Origin of the sequence: Oceanispirochaeta crateris, from assembly GCF_008329965.1 — a bacterium.
In the GTDB taxonomy this organism is placed as follows: domain Bacteria; phylum Spirochaetota; class Spirochaetia; order DSM-2461; family DSM-2461; genus Oceanispirochaeta; species Oceanispirochaeta crateris.
The window spans coordinates 3,706,109-3,725,340 of sequence record NZ_CP036150.1 but is presented as its reverse complement, the minus strand read 5'-3'; the positions used below and the strand labels follow the sequence as shown (position 1 = coordinate 3,725,340).

The 19,232-nt window shown below is 42.5% G+C and carries 17 protein-coding genes and 1 pseudogene; 10 read left to right on the top strand and 8 right to left on the bottom strand.

Features of this window, described 5'->3' with window-relative positions:
* The first annotated feature begins 14 nt into the window (after positions 1-14).
* Positions 15-931 (top strand): annotated as a pseudogene (locus EXM22_RS16915) (ketopantoate reductase family protein).
* 137 nt (positions 932-1,068) lie between these two features.
* Here the strand turns inward: EXM22_RS16915 and EXM22_RS16905 are convergent.
* On the bottom strand, positions 1,069-2,139 hold the full coding sequence (locus tag EXM22_RS16905) for a lactonase family protein (RefSeq protein WP_149487650.1): 1,071 nt from the start codon (positions 2,137-2,139) through the stop codon (positions 1,069-1,071).
* Positions 2,140-2,364: 225 nt separating this feature from the next.
* Between EXM22_RS16905 and EXM22_RS16900 the strand changes: the two genes are divergently transcribed.
* The 8 genes from EXM22_RS16900 (at position 2,365) to EXM22_RS16870 (ending at position 8,507) form a co-directional block, all read left to right on the top strand.
* Positions 2,365-2,823 carry a NanQ anomerase/TabA/YiaL family protein gene (locus EXM22_RS16900; RefSeq protein WP_149487649.1) on the top strand — a complete coding sequence of 153 codons (459 nt, stop codon included), beginning with the start codon at positions 2,365-2,367 and terminating at the stop codon, positions 2,821-2,823.
* A 172-nt stretch (positions 2,824-2,995) separates the two neighbouring features.
* Positions 2,996-3,943 carry an AEC family transporter gene (locus tag EXM22_RS16895; protein WP_149487648.1) on the top strand — a complete coding sequence of 316 codons (948 nt, stop codon included), beginning with the start codon at positions 2,996-2,998 and terminating at the stop codon, positions 3,941-3,943.
* A 52-nt stretch (positions 3,944-3,995) separates the two neighbouring features.
* Positions 3,996-4,133, top strand: a complete 138-nt coding sequence (locus tag EXM22_RS18260) for a hypothetical protein (RefSeq protein ID WP_168203585.1) — start codon at positions 3,996-3,998, stop codon at positions 4,131-4,133.
* Positions 4,120-4,944: a uroporphyrinogen decarboxylase family protein gene (locus EXM22_RS16890; protein ID WP_168203584.1), complete on the top strand. Its 825-nt coding sequence runs from the start codon at positions 4,120-4,122 to the stop codon at positions 4,942-4,944. The genes EXM22_RS18260 and EXM22_RS16890 overlap by 14 nt, the downstream gene beginning before the upstream one ends.
* Before the next feature lie 176 nt (positions 4,945-5,120).
* The gene (locus tag EXM22_RS16885; RefSeq protein WP_149487646.1) at positions 5,121-6,401 is read left to right on the top strand and encodes a citrate synthase; all 1,281 of its coding nucleotides are present in this window, start codon (positions 5,121-5,123) and stop codon (positions 6,399-6,401) included.
* 90 nt (positions 6,402-6,491) lie between these two features.
* Complete coding sequence (locus tag EXM22_RS16880; protein ID WP_168203583.1) at positions 6,492-7,325, top strand: Cof-type HAD-IIB family hydrolase; 834 nt, start codon at positions 6,492-6,494, stop codon at positions 7,323-7,325.
* Positions 7,326-7,658: 333 nt separating this feature from the next.
* On the top strand, positions 7,659-8,078 hold the full coding sequence (locus tag EXM22_RS16875) for an Hsp20/alpha crystallin family protein (protein WP_149487644.1): 420 nt from the start codon (positions 7,659-7,661) through the stop codon (positions 8,076-8,078).
* Positions 8,079-8,105: 27 nt separating this feature from the next.
* A complete protein-coding gene (locus tag EXM22_RS16870) occupies positions 8,106-8,507 on the top strand; it encodes an Hsp20/alpha crystallin family protein (RefSeq protein ID WP_149487643.1) in 402 nt (133 codons plus the stop codon).
* Positions 8,508-8,579: 72 nt separating this feature from the next.
* Here EXM22_RS16870 and EXM22_RS16865 read toward each other — a convergent pair whose 3' ends face one another.
* From EXM22_RS16865 to EXM22_RS16835, 7 genes are all read right to left on the bottom strand, one after another.
* The gene (locus EXM22_RS16865) at positions 8,580-10,070 is read right to left on the bottom strand and encodes a M81 family metallopeptidase (RefSeq protein WP_149487642.1); all 1,491 of its coding nucleotides are present in this window, start codon (positions 10,068-10,070) and stop codon (positions 8,580-8,582) included.
* Positions 10,071-10,084: 14 nt separating this feature from the next.
* Positions 10,085-11,269: an ROK family transcriptional regulator gene (locus EXM22_RS16860; protein WP_149487641.1), complete on the bottom strand. Its 1,185-nt coding sequence runs from the start codon at positions 11,267-11,269 to the stop codon at positions 10,085-10,087.
* A gap of 26 nt (positions 11,270-11,295) precedes the next feature.
* Positions 11,296-12,042: a copper homeostasis protein CutC gene (locus EXM22_RS16855; RefSeq protein ID WP_149487640.1), complete on the bottom strand. Its 747-nt coding sequence runs from the start codon at positions 12,040-12,042 to the stop codon at positions 11,296-11,298.
* Between the two features lie 3 nt (positions 12,043-12,045).
* Positions 12,046-12,891: a carbohydrate ABC transporter permease gene (locus EXM22_RS16850; protein WP_425465766.1), complete on the bottom strand. Its 846-nt coding sequence runs from the start codon at positions 12,889-12,891 to the stop codon at positions 12,046-12,048.
* Between the two features lie 8 nt (positions 12,892-12,899).
* On the bottom strand, positions 12,900-13,787 hold the full coding sequence (locus EXM22_RS16845) for a carbohydrate ABC transporter permease (RefSeq protein ID WP_149487639.1): 888 nt from the start codon (positions 13,785-13,787) through the stop codon (positions 12,900-12,902).
* A 13-nt stretch (positions 13,788-13,800) separates the two neighbouring features.
* The gene (locus tag EXM22_RS16840; RefSeq protein WP_149487638.1) at positions 13,801-15,114 is read right to left on the bottom strand and encodes an ABC transporter substrate-binding protein; all 1,314 of its coding nucleotides are present in this window, start codon (positions 15,112-15,114) and stop codon (positions 13,801-13,803) included.
* Between the two features lie 206 nt (positions 15,115-15,320).
* Positions 15,321-16,790, bottom strand: a complete 1,470-nt coding sequence (locus tag EXM22_RS16835) for a glycoside hydrolase family protein (protein WP_168203582.1) — start codon at positions 16,788-16,790, stop codon at positions 15,321-15,323.
* Between the two features lie 65 nt (positions 16,791-16,855).
* Here EXM22_RS16835 and EXM22_RS16830 point away from each other — a divergent pair, with 65 nt between their 5' ends.
* Positions 16,856-19,033, top strand: coding sequence for an HAD-IIB family hydrolase (locus EXM22_RS16830; protein ID WP_149487636.1), 2,178 nt, complete (start codon positions 16,856-16,858; stop codon positions 19,031-19,033).
* Positions 19,034-19,232: the final 199 nt, after the last annotated feature.

Genomic DNA, 19,232 nt, shown 5'->3' with positions numbered 1-19,232 from the left:
TATTAGGGATCATCATGAACACCATTCAGTCTGCAGCAGTCCTGGGAGCCGGAGCTCTGGGACTTCTCTATATGCAATCCATCCAAAATAAACTGGGAGAATCCGCATACTTTTTAGCCGGCTCCGAGCGCTTGGAATCACTCATTAAAACAGAGTATAAAATCAACTCTCAGAGTATCCGGTTTCATGCCCGAAATCCTCTTCAGGAGGATCTGAACCCCGAATTGATTCTTGTCGCGGTCAAAAACCATCATTTAGAATCCATCCTGCCCCTTTTGAAGGCAGCCTCTGGTCCATCAACCATTATTATATCAGTTTTAAACGGCATCAGCAGTGAAAGGATCCTGGAAGAAGCCCTACCTGCATCGACCGTTCTTTATGCTGCAGCTCTGGGAATGGATGCGGTAAAAACCGGCCCGGATTTGACCTTTTCTGTAAAAGGGAAGGTCCTCCTAGGAAGCCGGAGCAACAACAAAACTGAGGAGCTGACCAAGGCAAAAGAGTTCCTCGACTCCTGCGGTATTATGAATGAAACTCCCCAGGATATTCACAGAGAACTCTGGTACAAATGGATGATCAATATCGGAGTCAACCAGCTTTCGGCAGTCACAGGAGCCGGATACGGGCTGTTTCAGAAAGACCCGTTTTTGAGGAAAATGATGGACGAAGCTATGACCGAAACCATAGAAGTTGCCAAAGCAGAAGGTGTGGACTTAACAGAAGCAGATATCAAGAGATGGCATTCACTCTTGGCAACTCTGGGGGGGAAGGGAAAACGTCCATGCTCCAGGATATAGAGGCCCATAGGAAGACAGAGGTGGATTCATTTGCAGGAGAGCTGATCCGAAGGGCTGAAAAACACGACATATCCGTCCCGGTTAATGAGACTCTGTTCGGCATCATAAAAGTAAAGGAACTAACAGGGGCCTAAATCCATTTTGATTCTTTTTTGGCATGAGGAGCATCATGCCAGAAAAAAGACCTCTTCTAACTCTGTCCACCCGTTTTCAGAATCAGGATGATAGGGGAGTTGCATCTCCAACATCTTATTTCTCCATTTGCAGAACCTTAATCCAAAGGAATCAGACAAACAGGAGATCCAAGACTCAAAGGCTCTGACCAATATTCCTTTGTTAATCCATTCTCCGGGTTTATTTCCCTGATCTGTACATCATTTGAATCCTGATGCGCCATAAGCAGCCACCGCCCAGAGGGAGAAAAACAAATATCCCGCGGCACTTTGCCCCGGGAACTGAACGATTCTGCAACCTTCAAAGAAAGAGCTCCCGGATTCCGTTGTATTTTGAAAATAGTGATCGTATCGTCAAACCTATTTGAAACAGCAACGGTCTTTCCAGAAGGATGAACTTTGACTGCAGCAGGTGCAGCTCCCCCGGTGGAATCTTCGCCCACCGTAGAGAGATCCTGCTCCAGGACTAAAGATCCGTCCTCCCTGTTGAGACGAACGACAAGTAATCGGGGAACCAGCTCACAAAGGATAAAAGCATACTTCCCTTCAGGATCAAAGGCCAAATGCCTGGGACCATATCCTGGAGGCACAATAAAAGAAGAAATAATCGGCAGATCACTCTTTTGTGCATCATGAATCCAAACCCTATCGCTACCCAAGTCGCATACATACAGATATGCATTATCAGGACCGGGAAGAACCTGGTGGGCATGAGGAGTTCCCTGACGATCCGCATCGGGACCACAGCCTGAATATTCGATAAAACAAAGAGAAGGGCCTACATGCCCCTCTTCCAGGAAATAGGATTTCAAAGAGCCTCCCCGGTAAGAAGCTGCAAAAATCCTGTGCAGTTGCTTAACGGCCTTAATATGGCATCCGGCTTGACCGGGGCCGACCTGAAGAGAAGAGAGAACCAGTGTATTATCTGGTTTTCGAAAAAATGACCGGACCTCCCCTTCCCCGCTAGGATTTTCAGTAATGGCATAGAGAGTCTGAGAGTCCCTATCCCAATCCAGGTAAGAGGGATTTTTGACTCCCTCTGTAACCGTTAATTTTGATAGTCGACCGGTCTTATCATCAAGGGATAAAAGGACAATCCCTTCACCACAGGCATTAGGGATATTTGATTTTTCAGTGTAGCATCCAGATGCAAAAATATTCTTTTCCATGATCGTTTCACTCTCCTCTCCCAAATATCAGCCTCCTGGAACAATGGTACATTTCTTACTGTTTCAGGATTCCAGGACAATCTAAATCCAGAGCAGTCCTTAGGATAGTTATAACTTGAGTATAGAGAATTGACAATCTTCATCCTATCCAGAGGATGATCTGGATTGCATTAATCTCTAAGAAGCGGAATAATAATTTATCAGAACTTAAAGAGAGGCATAAACATGATTCTAGACACAATGGCTCAGGCAGCCCGCTACGAAGCAATCCACCCCAGATTCAAGGCGGCTTTTGACTTTATAAGGAATACAGATCTGTCTGCCATAGAAGTTGGACGATATGAAATAGATGGAACAGATGTTTTTGCTCTGGTTCAATCTTACCCCAGCAAAGCTATAGAAGAAAAAGTATTCGAAGCCCATAAAAACTACATTGATATTCAATACATCATTGAAGGGGTCGAGATGATGGGCTATACCCTGCCTGAAAAACTGACAGTTCAGACCCCGTATAACCCCGAGAAAGACTGTGAATTTTACGATCACGCAGAAATGACGGAGTGTATTGTAGAATCAGGAACATACGCTATTTTCTTTCCCGAAGATCCTCACAAACCCGGATGCACAGTTTCTGGTAAGGCAGCCTCTAACGTCAAGAAACTGGTTCTTAAAATAAAACTCTAAGGAAAAAAACAAGCTCATACCGGCAAGATCAATTTCAAATTTGCCGGTATTTTTTTCTCCTTTGATCCTAGACAGAGAGAGCGGTTATGATTCAGAACTAATGAGGATTCCGACCGAAAGGGCATGATCGGATGATAGGCTTAAACTCTTCTAATACTGTATAATTACAGCCATGGATATACTTTTTTTTAGCATTGCCACCATAGGGCCCACCTTCCTTGTGATTATAATTGGAGCACTTCTCAGAAAGTGGAATTTTATGGATTCAGATCTTTCAGAGAATTTGTCAAAACTGGTCTTTCAACTTCTTCTTCCCGCACTCATTTTAAAAACACTTTCAGGAATGGAAAAAAACAGCAGTTTTTCCATTCCTTTAGTTTTATCCCTCCTCTTTTTCTATTTTTTTACGATTCTTATAGCTGCGCTGATTTCTTTGGCTATTAGAATTCCGAAAGGGGAGAGAGGGTTCTTCATGGCCGGTTCAAGCTTTGGCAACAACGCGATCATTGGCTATGCCTTCGGTGCAGCTTTGTATGGGGAACAAGGCATTGCAAGGGCCGCTATTCTTTCTGCAATACTAATGCCCCTTTCACTCTTGTCTTCCGGACTGATGTTAAATAAGGAAAACCGTAAAAAGAACTGGCAGTCATCGGTTCACTCCTTTGCTCTCTCCATGATAAAAAATCCTGTGATGATCTCACTTCTTCTAGGAATAGCTCTTTGGTTGAGTCCGATTACTCTGCCTGCGATGGCAGCCGGATCACTGACTCTTCTTGCTCAGGCATCTCTCCCGTTGGCACTCCTTGCAGTCGGCGGAAGCCTTGAATTTGAAATGAATTTAAAAGACCGTCTGGAAATAACCCTGACGACCTTTTTAAAGCTGATCTTCATGCCACTAAGCGCTCTGGGGGCTTCTCTCTATTTCAATTTACCACCAGAAGCTACAGGTTCTCTCCTTCTTATGGCGGCTTGTCCCACTTCCATTTCATATTTTGTTATGGCTAGGAATCAGGGACACAGCCCCTCCAAAGGCGCTGCTATCGTCACAGTGACAACCCTCGTCTCGGCATTAAGTGCCGCCATTATTGCAGCTTATCTTAAATATCGTGGATGGGTCTAAGAATTCCAGTCCAAACAACTCTAAATAGTGAGTCGTAAAAGGAGAAAGAAAAATGACAGGAAAAGAGCGACTGCTTTGCGTACTCCAGGGAGAGATTCCCGACAGAGTTCCTGTTAGTTTTTTTGTACAGGAAATCATCGATCATAACTCCTTCTGGAATTCTCGAGCAGCTGGAAGTGGCACCCTATGATCCACGAACACTGGCTGGAATCCATTTCCATACCAAAGAATTTTTTATTAAATCCATAAATGATTTTGAAATATTCAGGAAATATTTCCCTTCTGAATCCAAAAAAAGCATCCAGGAAAAACATCAAGCTGCAAAAACAGCCAATGCAATTATTGGTGAAACAGGAATATTCTGCCCGTGGGGAATCGGTGGTGTTTACAATGAAGCCTCCACTTGCAGAGACATGCAGGAATTGATGATGGACCCCTATTTGAATCCGGAGTTTTACAAGGAATTAATGACCTTTTTTGTATCCTGGATTAAAAGAGATTATGAAATCATGGGCGAGACGGAATACCATGCTCTGGGAATTCAGGGAAACATTGCCAACGGAGGCCTAATGGGAGAAGATTTCTTTATGGAACATATTTTCCCCTATGAAAGAGTAATAACAGAGACCATCAAAGAGAGTGGAAAATACTCCATATACCACAACTGTGGATACGCCAGGAATCTTTACTCCTGCTATAAAAAGCTCGGCATGGATGTATGGGAGACGCTCTCCCCACCTCCCCAGGGAGATACGGAATTAAAAGAAGCAAAAGAGTTTTTCGGTGACGAACTGATATTATCTGGAGGTCTGGATCAGGTAGAATTTCTGAAAAAAGCCAGTCCTAAAGAGGTCAGAGCCAAGGTGTCTGATCTCATTGCAACTGGAAAACCCGGGGGATATTTTATTTTTGCAGGTTCTGATTTTCTTGAACCTGATACACCAAAAGCCAATATTCAGGCGGCAGTTGAATCTGCAAGTGAATATGGTAAATATTCTTAATATGATAAATTAATCAGGTCAACAAAATCCAATTTTGTATATTTTCAGAATATTTGAATGGATGGCTATAAAATCCAAAGGACAAATGATTTTGGTTGGTAGTTGATTCAAACGCAATTTGGTATATATAGTGAAAAATCATTCTTACATCTTTTGTTACACCAGGGAGTTAAATCATGGCAAATGCACGGTTGGAATTAGAGAATCAGACCATTGAACTTCCTGTGGTCACTGGGACCATGGGAGAGCAGGCAATTGATATCACGAATCTTAGAAAAGACAGTGGCTTTATCACCCTGGATAGTGGTTATCAAAATACGGGAAGCTGCAAAAGCTCAATTACCTATATTGACGGAGACAAGGGTATCCTGAAATACAGGGGAGTCAACATTGAAGATCTGGCAGCCAATGCCCGATTTACAGAAGTAGCTTATTTCCTAGTCCATGGCAGGTTTGCAACTCCCGAAGAAAAATCAGAATTCTCACAGCAACTGACTGAAAATTCTATGCTCCATGAAGACATGATTAGATTCTTTCATTCTGTCCCACCTACAGCTCATCCCATGTCTATTTTGAGTACCATGGTCAACGCCATGAGTGTTTTCTATCCCCAGTATTTTGTAGATGAAAATGATGGCGATAGATATAACATCATGGCCTCCCGTTTGATCTCTAAGATCAGAACCATAGCGGCTTTTTCCTATAAAAGATCCATTGGAGAGCCATTGGTGTACCCCCGTCATGACCTGCCCTATTGCAGCAATTTTCTCAATATGATGTTTGATAGTCCGGTGAAGCCCTATCAAATAGATCCCGAAACAGAACGACTTCTGAACATGATGCTTATCATCCATGCCGATCATGAACAAAACTGCAGTACTTCAACAGTTCGTCTTGTCGGTAGTTCCAAAGTAAACCCCTATTCATCTGTCTGTGCAGGAATTTGTGCCCTTTGGGGACCTCTTCACGGCGGAGCCAACCAGGAAGTCATAGAAATGCTGGATCTGATTCACAGGGAAAAACTACCTATAAAATCGGTCATTGAAAAATCAAAAGATAAGAATAGCGGCTTTAAGCTGTCAGGGTTCGGACACAGAGTCTACAGGAACTTTGACCCGCGGATGAAGATACTGAAAAAGGAAGCACGGTCCTATCTAAGCACCAGAGGGCTGAATGATCCTCTCATGCATATCGCTCTGGAACTGGAAGAAGCGGCACTGAAAGACGACTACTTCATTGAACGAAAACTTTATCCCAATGTAGATTTCTATTCAGGGATTCTTTACCGGGCGATGGGATTTCCAACCGAAATGTTTACCGTTCTCTTTGCTATGGGACGCATGCCGGGCTGGATCGCTCAATGGAAAGAGATGCATGACAGCATTCCATTTAAAATCGGCCGTCCAAGACAAATCTATACCGGCCCGACTGATGCAAAATACCCAGGAAATCAATAAACGGCAAAGTCCGTCAAATCCTCCGTCAGAAAAAAGCAAGAGGGTCTCTCAGATTGACAGTATAAGCGGTTATTCTCTATGCTTGCGGTAATGAAACCCATTAAACTCATTGCCTGCGACATGGATGGAACCCTCCTGGATGATCAGAAAAGAATTTCTACGGACAACATAGAGGCGATAAATAAGCTGAAAGCCAGAGGGATTTATTTTGTGATTGCCACAGGGCGTCACGATTCTATGGTAAAGGGTTACCTTGATACATTGGGTCTTGAAATGCCTGTTATCTCCTGTAATGGCGCTATGGTCAGAGAGCCCTTTTCCAACCACCTGTTTTCTTCCATCCCCCTTCAGACAGAACAAGTGTTTGAAGTCATTTTAGCATGCAAGTCTCTGGGAGCCGATTATCATATATATGGGAGGGATGTTATTTATGGAGAAACCCTGACTAGTCGAATGTTTTATTATAATGAACGTAACAAAACTCTGCCTGAAAGAGACAAAATTAAACTCTTTGTTTCCAAGGATTACCGTAACTATGTAAAAGAAAATACAGGTGAGCTATATAAGATATTAATCATCCCCTCCAGCCAAAACGACTTCATTCCTATTAAAGAGAAAATATTCAAAGCTACAGGCCTCCATGCCTTTCAATCGGATGCAGCATTGCTGGATGTAGCTCAAAAAGGAATAACCAAGGCTCATGCCATTCAGAATCTTTGCCGGGAGTTAAAAATCAGCCAAGAGGAAACAGCGGCTATTGGAGACCAGCTTAATGATCTTGATATGATTGAATATGCCGGAATCGGAATTGCTATGAACAACGCCGTACAACCAATCAAAGAAGCAGCTCAAAACATTACAAAAAAGAACAATAATCAGAGCGGAGTGGCAGAAGCCATCCATATGCTTCTTGCACTCAAATAAATATCTTTGGCAAAAACCCGTAATCTTACCCAAATTTTATCCTATTTGAAGCCCTTTGACTCACAGAACCGCACAAAATATGAGTCATAAAGACACCATTGTGTCATTATGATTCATATCTATATAAGAATATTTGTTTTGTTTCAAAAAGACCCATACCAGAGAAATCCTATCAGTCCTAAAAAAGAAAGAATATAAAAATTCGGTCGGCAATATTTTTAAAATTCATTTAAGCCCTTTCCTAACAACAATTTAAATCCTCATCAACAAAAGTTGGCACGAACATTGCATTAGTAATTATCAGAAACAATAAAAAAATCTGGAGGTACAGATATGACAAATATGATCGTAAGAAATAGAGTTCAGGGCAACCCCTGGAAAGAAATGGATAAAATCTGGGATTCTCTATATAAACCGGTTCAGCCAACCCCACGGCAGCCAGTAGTGGATATAAAGAATGAAGAGAGCAGAGTGATCCTGAAAGCAGAATTACCAGGCTTCGGTCCTGAAGATATTGATATTCAGGTGAAAGAGAATCTATTGACGGTTCAGGCATTTAAGAAAATAGAAATTAAAGATGAAACGAAGGATGAAATACGGGAAGAAAAAGAAGTGACCTTTGAAAAGAGCTTTATTCTTCCAGAAGATCTGAATCGGGATAACTTTGAAGCCGAAATGAAGAACGGTCTTTTAACCCTGATTTTACCGCGGAACGAAAAACCTGCTCCTAGAACAATTAAAGTAAAAGGTTAATAAAGAATACAATTTGGAGGAAATGATATGACTAATTTAGCAATAAGAAGAAACCCTGTGTATACAGTAAACCCCTGGAAAGAGATGGAAAGAATATTCAATACAGCAATATCTACAGATACAGAACCACGAAAACCGCTTGTGCATGTTGAAAATGAAGAATCCCGTGTTGTTCTCACCGTAGAGCTACCCGGATTTGCCTCTGAAGACCTTGATATTCAAGTGAATGAAAACCTGTTGACCATCAAGGCCCTGCAAAAGGGGAAAAAGAAAAAAGATGAGGAAATTACGATATTTGAAAGAAGTTTTGTCCTACCTGAAGATCTGAACAGGGAGTCTATAAAGGCCGAGATGAAAAACGGACTGTTGACTCTGGAACTTCTCCGCAAGGAGAAACCTGCTCCTCTGGCAATCAAAGTCAAAGGTTAAAGAAGCAGTTTATATATAATGCCTGAGTGAAATCAGGTAAAAAATAGCCTGCCCGAAAAGGGCAGGTTTTTTTTATTCTACGATAAGAAACTCTGAAGGATTGTATTCAAAACCAAGATCCAGGGGGTAGAGAGGCCGTTGAATTTGTTTAAAAGGAAGAGTTCTTAAATCTTCATTACTGCTTCCCTTGGATAAAGCCATAATAGATTTTTTTGCTACAGCTCTCTGAGGAGCCGTTAAATAGCCTAGCTTGCAAACAACGATTTCTGCAGTAGAAGGCTCCACACCAAGATCCCGGAACATCTGGGGATCAACAAACCCAATATGCTTAGATGTGATGACTATATCTACCCCTGACACAGAGTATAAAACCAGGTCACTCTTATAGACCCCCCACCCGGTAAAGAAAGATTTAACAGTACCCTTGAGATGAAGAGGAGAAGTTGTTCTACTATCAAAGGCTGCACCCAGTTTAAGGTCCACACCCATACCTATTTTACCTTTACAATTCTGCACCGCTTGAGGGTCATATATACCACCATAAATGACTGGATGGGACAGCTGGTCTGTTCTAACATCGTCTAGAAGAAGCTTCAAAAGACCTGTACAGTCTCCGGAAGATCCTGCTGTAGGATTATCTCCTGAATCAGAAAGATAAATAGGAGTAGGTCCTGTGGCCACAGCATTGAATACAGCATCCAAAGCTTCTTTTTCTGGATATGTTTCTGTGTGAAAACTAAAGTCGGCCCGGCGGGCCCAGAAAAGCTTAGCTAAGCGAACAGCTTCAGTAGCCGCAAGATTCTGATCGTTGTCGGTTACAACAAGTACAGAAACACCGCTTTCCGGAGTATCAGCCCAGGGAAACCCCATCAGGTAGCTAGCTGCCAGAATTCCCTTTTGTTTTTCACAGTCCCGCAGAGCTGAAATGAGAGTTTTCATAGGCTCAGTTGTCGTTTCAGACTTCTCTCCTGCTACGAGAAAAGGAATCCTGACCCAAGCGGAAACTGGATTGACTCCCCTTTCCAGAGCAGCTATGGTCATTCGGGCGGCATGAGCACCAGTCTCAAAACAATCGGTATGAGGAGCGCATTTATACCCGACAAAACCATCTGCATGACGATGCATTCTCTTTGAATAGGTTGTATGCATATCCAGAGAAGAGAAAAGTGGCTGATCTGGGAACAGAGCCCTCAGGGCTTCCAACAGATCGCCCTCCGCCTCTCCGATCTCTTCGATCCTCATTGAACCGTGAAGAGAGAGGCACAGGGCGTCAATTGGACCTTCAGATGCAGCTTTTTTTGCCCGTTCCAGGATATCAGCTTTCAACTCCTGATAGAGTTCCTTGGAAACAACGCCGTTGGGAACGGCTCTGGCACAGACTGTCGGAACGATCTGATAGCCTTCATCCTGTAGTGTTTTGACAACACCGCTGATACTGTCACTATCATTTAGTGAGGCAAACAGTTCATCTCCATACAGTATGGAAAAGTCATCCCGTCCTGTAATAATTGGGTTAAAAGTATTTGATTCATGATGCAGACTAGCTGTCAAAATTCGTTTCATTGTTTGTCCTTTCCTTATGGTTTTTCTTCAATAATATTACTGAGAAGAGAGTTCCACTTTTTCTTGCTCTCATGATTGCTGCCAACTTGTGGAATGGCATACAGTTCACTAAGCATACAGGCTGCGGCGCCTTTGGCAGGATCATATGCTCCATCCTCAACAATTCTGAACAGACAGCCTTTGAGGGTCAGTCTATTCCAGCGTTCATTATTTTCAGAAGACAGAATACCCTTCACAAGCTTGCTGTTATTCGCTAAGTCCCCACCGATAAACAGAGCCCGAGGATTAAGAACCTGGAGAATAAGAGCCATGTTGGTCAGAAGTTCATTGATGATCTCCTCTTGAATTGCCATATCGTATAAAGCCCGGTCCATCTCTTTTTCAGACAGGGACAACTGCCATTTGAGCTGCCGTTCCTTAGAAAATTGAATACTTTGATATTCACCTGCTTCATCGGAGACACCAGTGTAAAGTTCTCCATTGAGAACCAGTCCTAAACCGATTCCGATAGAGGGCAAGTTCTCAGGCAACAGTTCTCTCTTGTGAAAACGAGAGAGTAGATATATGAAAGAATCATCTTTTGTTTCCGGCTGATTCCAGAGTATGTTTTGTGCACAGCAGTTGGCATCGTTTTCGATGATCACAGGAAAAGGGAAGGCCTTGTCCAGATAATCGCTCAGATCAAGCTCTTTCAAACGGTGAGTCCAGCAGTCCTTCACGTAACTTCTTTTGCTGTTAACAATTCCGGGGAGAGCAAGTCCCATCCCCAAAATAGGAACATTAGGATCAATCAACTGTTTGACCTCTTCCACAGTACGAGTCAATAGATTTTGGAAATCATGCTTACCACTCTCATACTCTCTCCGCTGAGACTTCAAAACCCTCCCGGAAACATCACAGATGACAGCACAGTAGTAGTCAACCTGGAGATCAAGACCGATGACCTGTCCAAACTGAGGAATAAGCTGCACAAGTATAGGCCGTCTGCCGCTCCCTTTCGTTTTTGCCTGAGGTACATGAATCTCTTCTACAAGCCCTGCCTTGATCATCCTGCCGACAATATAACTGACAGTTGACGGCTGCAGCCCGAGTTCTTTAGCCATTTTATGCCTGGAACATGTTTCATGTATCCGCAGAAAGTTCAGTATCAGAGCCGAATTTGCTGCTTTTTGAAAGAGACTGTTCCCGACAATTTTCAATGAGTACTCCTATTATTGTATATGGATCATTTTCTGCTGAGTGTGGAGAGGGCTGAGCCGACTCTGGCGGAACTCGTGAAACTATTCATAAACTCCGGTTTTCTAAGCAGTCCTCCCATATACACATGGTCAGGACAGTAGCGCATAGCACTTTCTTTTTCCTGATCAAGATAGATATGATACTCTGAAGCACCTGTTTCGTTAACAATTTTTTGTAATTTCCGTTCTGTAATATCGCCTCCGGGCATGATAATGATTCGGCCATCGGCTTTCTTAATAATATCACGGATAAGATCAGCTCCCTCAAGTACAGAGGCCTCCTGTCCGGATGTAAGTATCCGGTGACACCCCAGCTGAATGATATCTTCAAGAGCTTTATAGGGATCTGCGGTTACATCAAAAGCGCGGTGAAAAGTGATACTCATGGTTCCGGCTTCACGGATCAAAGCGGCATTTCTTTCCATATCTACCGTGCCGTCTTCTTTTAAAACACCAATGACAATGCCATCCACTCCCATATTCCGACAGTATTTGATATCTTCCAACATGACTTTGAACTCGGTTTCCGAATAACAAAAGTCTCCGGGGCGCGGCCTGATGATAACATGAAGCCCCAAAGAAACCGATTCTCTGGCAATTTTAATAGTTCCGGCGCTAGGAGTGGTCCCTCCACCGAAAAGATTCTCACAAAGCTCAACCCTGTCGGCTCCTGCTTTGTCAGCAATGATGGCCGATTCGGCCGAATCGAGGCAAACCTCTAATTTGTATTCCATAGACTACTCCTTCAGGGCTCCCTCACCGAACCCTTTGATGATCATGTTGTGTGCTCCAATATAGAAAAGAATCATAGGCAGCGTTCCAATTGTCAAAGCAGCAAACTGCATACCATAATCTTGATTAAGACGACCTGCAAATGAATTGATCGACACAGGAAGACTCCTCATATGCTCACCCGATGTCAATATGAAAACTAACACAAACTCATTCCAATTTCTTAAGAATGTCAGAATGGCGATAGTTGCAACAACAGGAGTGGAAAGGACCAGAATGATCCTCCAAAAGATCTGGAGATAATTGGCTCCATCAATGATAGCAGCTTCTATAAGCGAATCGGGTATGCCTTTTATAAAAGAACAAGCCAGAAGAATAGCCATGGGCAGACCAAAAGCGATATAGGGAAGAATCACACCAATACGGGTGTTATATAAGCCGATTCTGGTCTCCATAAAAAAAAGTGGAGCAATTACAGAATTAACTGTTATAAGCAAGCCCAAAGTAAATATTGAAAAATATATTTTAGAGCTTTTAAATCCAAATTTAGTTAATGCAAAAGAGGAAGCAACAGCCAGGAACACAGTCAGGCTGGTTGCAATTCCGGAATAAACAATGCTGTTGATAAAAGACTGAGCCATATGTCCGATCTTCCAAGCTTGAATATAATTCTGAACTGTAGGCGCTTTAGGCAGAGACATGGGATGCAGCATAATATCACCCTGCAGTTTAAAGGATGAGTAAAACATCCAAACCAAAGGCAGCAAGGTCAACAGTGTGAATAGTATCAGGAACATTTGGGCAAAAATCTGCCATCCCCTGGGAATTTCATTAATATTATCATCCATCATTCAGGCTCCTAATCAAATTTTTTCTGGAATCGGCCATATAAACCTCGTCCAAGGGCAATGAGGCCTATGCTCAAAAAAACGATTATAAGGGATACAGCGGAACCATACCCATAATTATTATAGGTAAAAGTGTGCTTATACAGATATATAGACATCACATTTGTATAATCGACAGGTCCGCCCCCGGTCATGGCAAATACCAAATCAAAACTCTTCAGGCTTCCTGATATAGCGAATATTGAACTTGTAAAAATAACATTGGATAAAGCAGGAAGAACAATATTCCAGAGAATGACCGATTCTCCGGCACCATCCAGTTTTGCAGCTTCTAGAGACGATTTGGGAATACGCTGCATATTTGCCAAAAACATCACCATGTACAGACTGGTATGCATCCATAAGAGCACAAAGAGGATGGGTACCATGGCAAAATGGGGGTTTTCTGAAATTTTCAAAATATAGTCGGGATTCCCTGTCATGAATTTCATGAAATAGGTATAAACTCCCACTGGTGAAAAGATTCTATTCCAGAGAAGAGCAACAACAACGGAAGAGATTGTTATGGGGAGAAAGATCATCATTTCATAAAATTTGACTCCCCTCACAAACTTCCGGAAAAGGACGTATGCCAGGACAACCCCTAAAGGGATTTGCCCCAGCACAGAGATCAGCATAATCTGTGCATTATTCCACAAAGCCCGGAGAAATCCAGGATCAGCAAAAATTTTAATATAATTGCCTAACCCGATAAATCCTGCCATCTGGAAATTCTTCCACTTGGTAAGAGAAAGAACTGCACTCATCCCTATCGGAAAGAGAATGATAGAAAGATAGAGAACCAATGCAGGCAGTAAGAGAAGGTAATAACTGAAGCGTTTGTATGATCTTTCTACCATTGTCTATAAGTCCTTATTTATCTCTATTAGAATCGTTATCTTTAACCCATGCTTCATAGCGAGAAGCTACTTCATCGGGAGTGAGATTACCAAACATCATGGCCTGTATATCAGGATTTAAGATTCCCATACCTTCCCCATCCATCTTGGCATCTATCACATAACCCATGGGATGATTCTGTTGGAACTCGGCATATTTCAGCTGAAGGCCGGGAAGATCTAATCCGGAATAATCCAATTTGTATGTTGGGATTTCACCATTTTTTAGACGAATAGAAGCACCTTCTTCGCCAGTATAGTAAGCGATAAAATCAAAAGCAGCCTGACCTTCCGGAGTTCCACCCAACTTAGCATTAATACCAAAACCTTCAGAAAGTACTGCAGCACTGGAATTAGATTGAACTTCACCGGGAAGTGCTGGGAATACGATCATTTCAATAGCATCTTGCTGTTCCTGAGGAAGAGTAGTCACCATAGCAGAAGTTCTCCAACCTGCATCAATCAGATACACTGATTTCTGCTGATAAAATTCCTGATCTGCTTCGGTGTTAGACATCTGATTGACTCCGGGTGAGAATACATTTTTTTGAACCATCTCATTGATAATTTCCAAAGATTTTACAAAAGGAGCATCAGTAAAGCTTGCAGATCCTGTCATAGCCTTATTGAACCATGTTTTGCCACCCATTCTGTCGACAAAAGCACTAAGAAGCCATGAATTCACAACCCATTGATCTTTATTCCCCATGGAGATGGGGTAATACCCAGCATCCCGGATGGGTTGCACCTGATCAAGGAGTTCCTCATAAGTTGTGGGGATCTCTAATCCAATTTCTTTAAGAAGGTCTGTATTCACATACATGGCATGACACACAGCCATTGAAGGAGCAATGGTATAAATCTCTCCATTTGGGCCCTGTGATTCCCAGGTGGCATCACTAAACTGCTTCTTAAAATCATCCGTAAGATATGTATTCAGATCAAGAGCATTGCCGGTCTCTGTAACATAAGCTGTTCTTTTTCCGATATAAGTCGTGAAAACATCTGGCAGTTCTCTAGAAGCAACCATAGCCTGAAACTTTTGATGAAAAGCTTCTCCCGTTGCATACTCATGTTTGAAGGTAATATCTGGTCTGCTTGCTTCAAACGCAGCCTGCATTTCGACATAGCCCTGCTGTTGAGGGTTTGCTGGATCAATTTGAAGATAAGTAGACAGAACAATTCCATCATTCTCAGACTCCTTGCTGCCCGCAGCAAACACTACAGAACTAAGAACGAGACAGAGGGCCAGCGCCATCAAAACGAACTTGGTTTGAGATTTGTTCATATAAAGACTCCTATTGTTTTTTGAATGAAAATGGAAGAACCATCACCTGATGTTTTAATTCATTCATTGAATTTATTATTTACATTGAAGATCACATTTGTCAATCGAGATCTCAATTATTTCGTATTAAAGGATGGATATAGGTTTTTTCCTACATTAATGTATTGCTTAAGTTAATAGAGAATAGAACTCTTCAATTCTAATCTTTAAATCACAGCATGATCCTCTTCCTGGGGTGCATCAAGAATATCAACCTCGAGGTCATGGATCTTCATTTCCGCACTCTCCACATAAAAGCCCCAATGGGATTTTTCCATATAAGTTGTATCAACAAAACGGAGAACCAACCCTCCATCGATAGATAATTCAAAGTATCCACCGAAACAAAGCGCAGATAATCTATATTTCTTAGATGGGTTGACCCTGAAATGATTTCGCTGCAGATTTTCATATTGAAAAAGGTGCTCTATATCATCATTGTCCTTCATACCCCAAATACGAGCCTGAGCAATTCCATGTTTCAATTCAAGGCTGATATAATACCCGTTTCCCTCTTCATCTCCCCGAAGAACCATACCAGTCTTTCCTGGTCCCCCAATTTCAATCTCTGCAGAAATAATTGCAGAGTAAACAGGTTTCGAAGAATAAAAGACTTCGTAACCAGTTCTGGACCCCAGAGTATTATTATCCTGATCCCATGACGCTGCTGGATTCTTTAAAAGTTTCCGGAAGGGTCGTAATTCCTCAAAAACAGCATGACCGACAATCTTTTCAGAAAATCCCGGATAGGATGAGACATGAAGCTTCCCATGACTGTCGGCGGTCAATTCAACCGGAGGAGGAAGTATTCTTCTCAATGATCCTTTTGTGACGGAATTAAAGAAACTCCACAATAAGTATTTTCCTTCGGACTTTGTAATCCGTCCTGCATAATTCCCCCTGGGAAGCAAAACATTATCAGTATTGGCCTCGTATTCACCAAAGAGACTGTCTGAGTGCCAATAATGCACTTTTACATCTTCTTTGATGTTTCCAATCAGGTAGTAAATTCCATTAATATTATAAAGACCAGGAACCTCAACATCATCATACATTCGGGGATAGAAAAGCTCCTTCTGCCAGACAAAATGGTCGGGTTTTTCCTCTATAGCCACACCCACACAACCACGTCTGATGATAGGTCCTTCTGCGACACGGGCACTGACAAGGAGCATTCTGACAGCCTCATCATTGTAAAAAAAAGGATCTCTGCAACTGATCCAGGTACGCCCCTCTTCCATGTCTTGCTCATAAACAGGACCCGTAATGGCCAGGGGATATTGCCCCGATTGATCTTTTTCCCAATTGTAAAGATCCTTTGACCGAGCCAGTCCTATCCGCTGGATCCTGCCGCCTTCCCGTCGGGCGATCCCGGTATAAAACATCCTCCAGATTCCTTCATGGTCCGGATCCTGACTGACATGCATGGTCCAGAGCATATCATCGTCCCACTCTCCGGGTTCCCCAATAAAGAGTGCATTTTTGACCCTACGCCATAAAATTCCATCCGAACTGACGGCATGGGCAATGTAATCATGATTAGGTAGAACAAGGTGAAAGAGGTGATACATCCCCCTATAAAATAGAACATCCACATCACCAAGTTCAGAGCTTTGAAATCCTTTACTGGAGTACATTTTTTTCATCCTTTAAACTGGGGTTTACATTAACTCACAGTTAGTCTACAATTTAAATCAATATTATGTATATACTTACCATAAACATTCATGGACTTATACGAAGTGAGAATATAGAATTCGGAAGGGATGCTGATACTGGCGGACAAACCAGATATGTCATTGATCTGGTTAAAAACATTTCAACGTACCCTGAAATAAGCAGGATAGATCTAGCAACACGGTTGATCCGCGACAAGACCGTCAGTGCCGATTACAGCCGCGAAATTGAAAGAATAAATGATAAAAGCAGAATTGTACGCTTTGGCTGCGGTAGTGGAAAATATCTTCATAAAGAGAAGTTGTGGCCTCATCTTGATGAGTTTACCGACAAAATAATCTCCTATATCAGCAAGCAGAAAAAGATTCCCGATTTGGTTTACGGCCATTATGCGGATGCCGGATATGTGTCCATGCAGATTGCATCCATCTTTGGTATTCCTTTTGTATTTGCAGGGCATAGCCTTGGACATAACAAACTTTCCTTTCTTCTGGAAAACGGCTGGTCCCGAAAAAGAGCTGACAAGGAATTTGCGCTAGAGACCCGGATCAGAAATGAAGAAGAGATTATGCTCAATACAGATCTGGTTGTGGCAAGTACGGAATATGAAAAAGAGAAACTCTATGGGATGTATGCCAATTCAGATGCACCCGATTATGTGATTATTCCTCCGGGATTGGATCTGGAACAATTTTTTCCTTATTATAACTATGAGATGCCCGGAGATATAATCCCTGAGGTACAAAAACAGGCCCAGCATCGAATCTCCAATGAAATGAAACGCTTTCATTTTAATTCTGATAAGCCTTTGATACTCTCACTCTGCCGCCCCGATGCCCGAAAGAATATAGATGTTCTAATTGATATCTATGGTCGGGATAAGGAACTGCAATCCATGGCCAACCTGGCAATATTTGCTGGTATCCGCGGAGATATAAACGACATGCCAGAAGCGGAGCAACAAGTCCTCACCGACATACTCCTGCAGATGGACAAGTATGATTTATATGGAAAGCTGGCTATTCCTAAAAATCACGACCCATCAACAGAAGTGCCCGAACTCTATCGTATAGCGGCCCTAAAAAAAGGGGTATTTGTCAGCGCATCCTACCTCGAAACATTCGGATTGACCTTTGTAGAGGCTTCGGCCGCAGGCCTGCCCTTTGTCGCTACCAATCAGGGCGGCCCTGTAGATATCGTTAATAACTGTGAGAGCGGTGTCCTTGTCGATATTTCAAATCCTGATGAGGTTGGTGCAAAGATCAAAGAGATCCTCAGTGATGATGAACTGTGGACAGAGCTATCTGACAAGGGGATCAATAATACCAGGGCGGTATATACTTGGCAGCATCACTGTGAAAAACTCATTCATGAGTTTAATCAGCTCATTAACAAAAAAGCCAATGATATTTTCAAAATTGATCCATCCATGCTCACCATAGGGAAGAGGCTGGATGCCATCAGCCACTTATTAATTGTAGATATTGACGACACCCTGATCGGAGAGAAAGCCTCCCTGGATCTCCTTATAGAATACATCAAAGAGAATAAAAGCTGGCTTGGATTCGGTGTAGCAACGGGTCGTAACATTGAATCTGCCCTGATGATTCTCGAAGCCCATGGTGTTCCCTATCCCGATATTGCTATTACTTCTGTGGGAACCGAAATCTATTACCAGGGGAAGCTTCAGGACAAGGGTTGGATCACTCATATCAAAAAGGACTGGAGGCCTGAACGCGTTTGCCAGGCACTGGAAAAAAATCCCTACATCACAGTACAAAAACTCCCTGAAGCCCAGCGGGAATTCAAGAAGAGTTATGACTTCGATAGATCCTGCGATCCCGCTCAGGCCATACCGGATATTCACGCAGTTCTTGCAGCCCGAAAATTGAAATACAGTCTGATTTTTTCACACGGTTCTTATGTTGATATCCTCCCCTATAGAGCCGCTAAGGGGAAAGCCATCCGTTATCTTTCCAATAAATGGAAAATTCCTGCTGAAAGGATCATGACCGCAGGAAACAGTGGCAATGACTACGATATGCTCACGGGAAATCTAAATGGTATAGTTGTAGCCAATCATGAGTCAGATCTTGAGTCCTTAAAAAGGACATCTCATATATATTTTGCACAAGAACCTTATGCCGGAGGTATCCTCGAAGGCATGAGACATTTTCTTAAAAAAATTAAAAAGGAGGTTTAGTTATCATTTCATCAACAAAAGACATGCTTGCGTTTCATTGTCCCGAATGTGATACACCCTTGGCAATTCCACCGGAAAAAGCGGAAATAGCCTTGGTACGCTGTCCCGAATGTAAGCGAAGAATCAGTCTTCCCAAAAAGAAAAAACCGATATCAGTTATGAATCACTGATAATGAAGGCAGTTGTGCGTCGACTGACG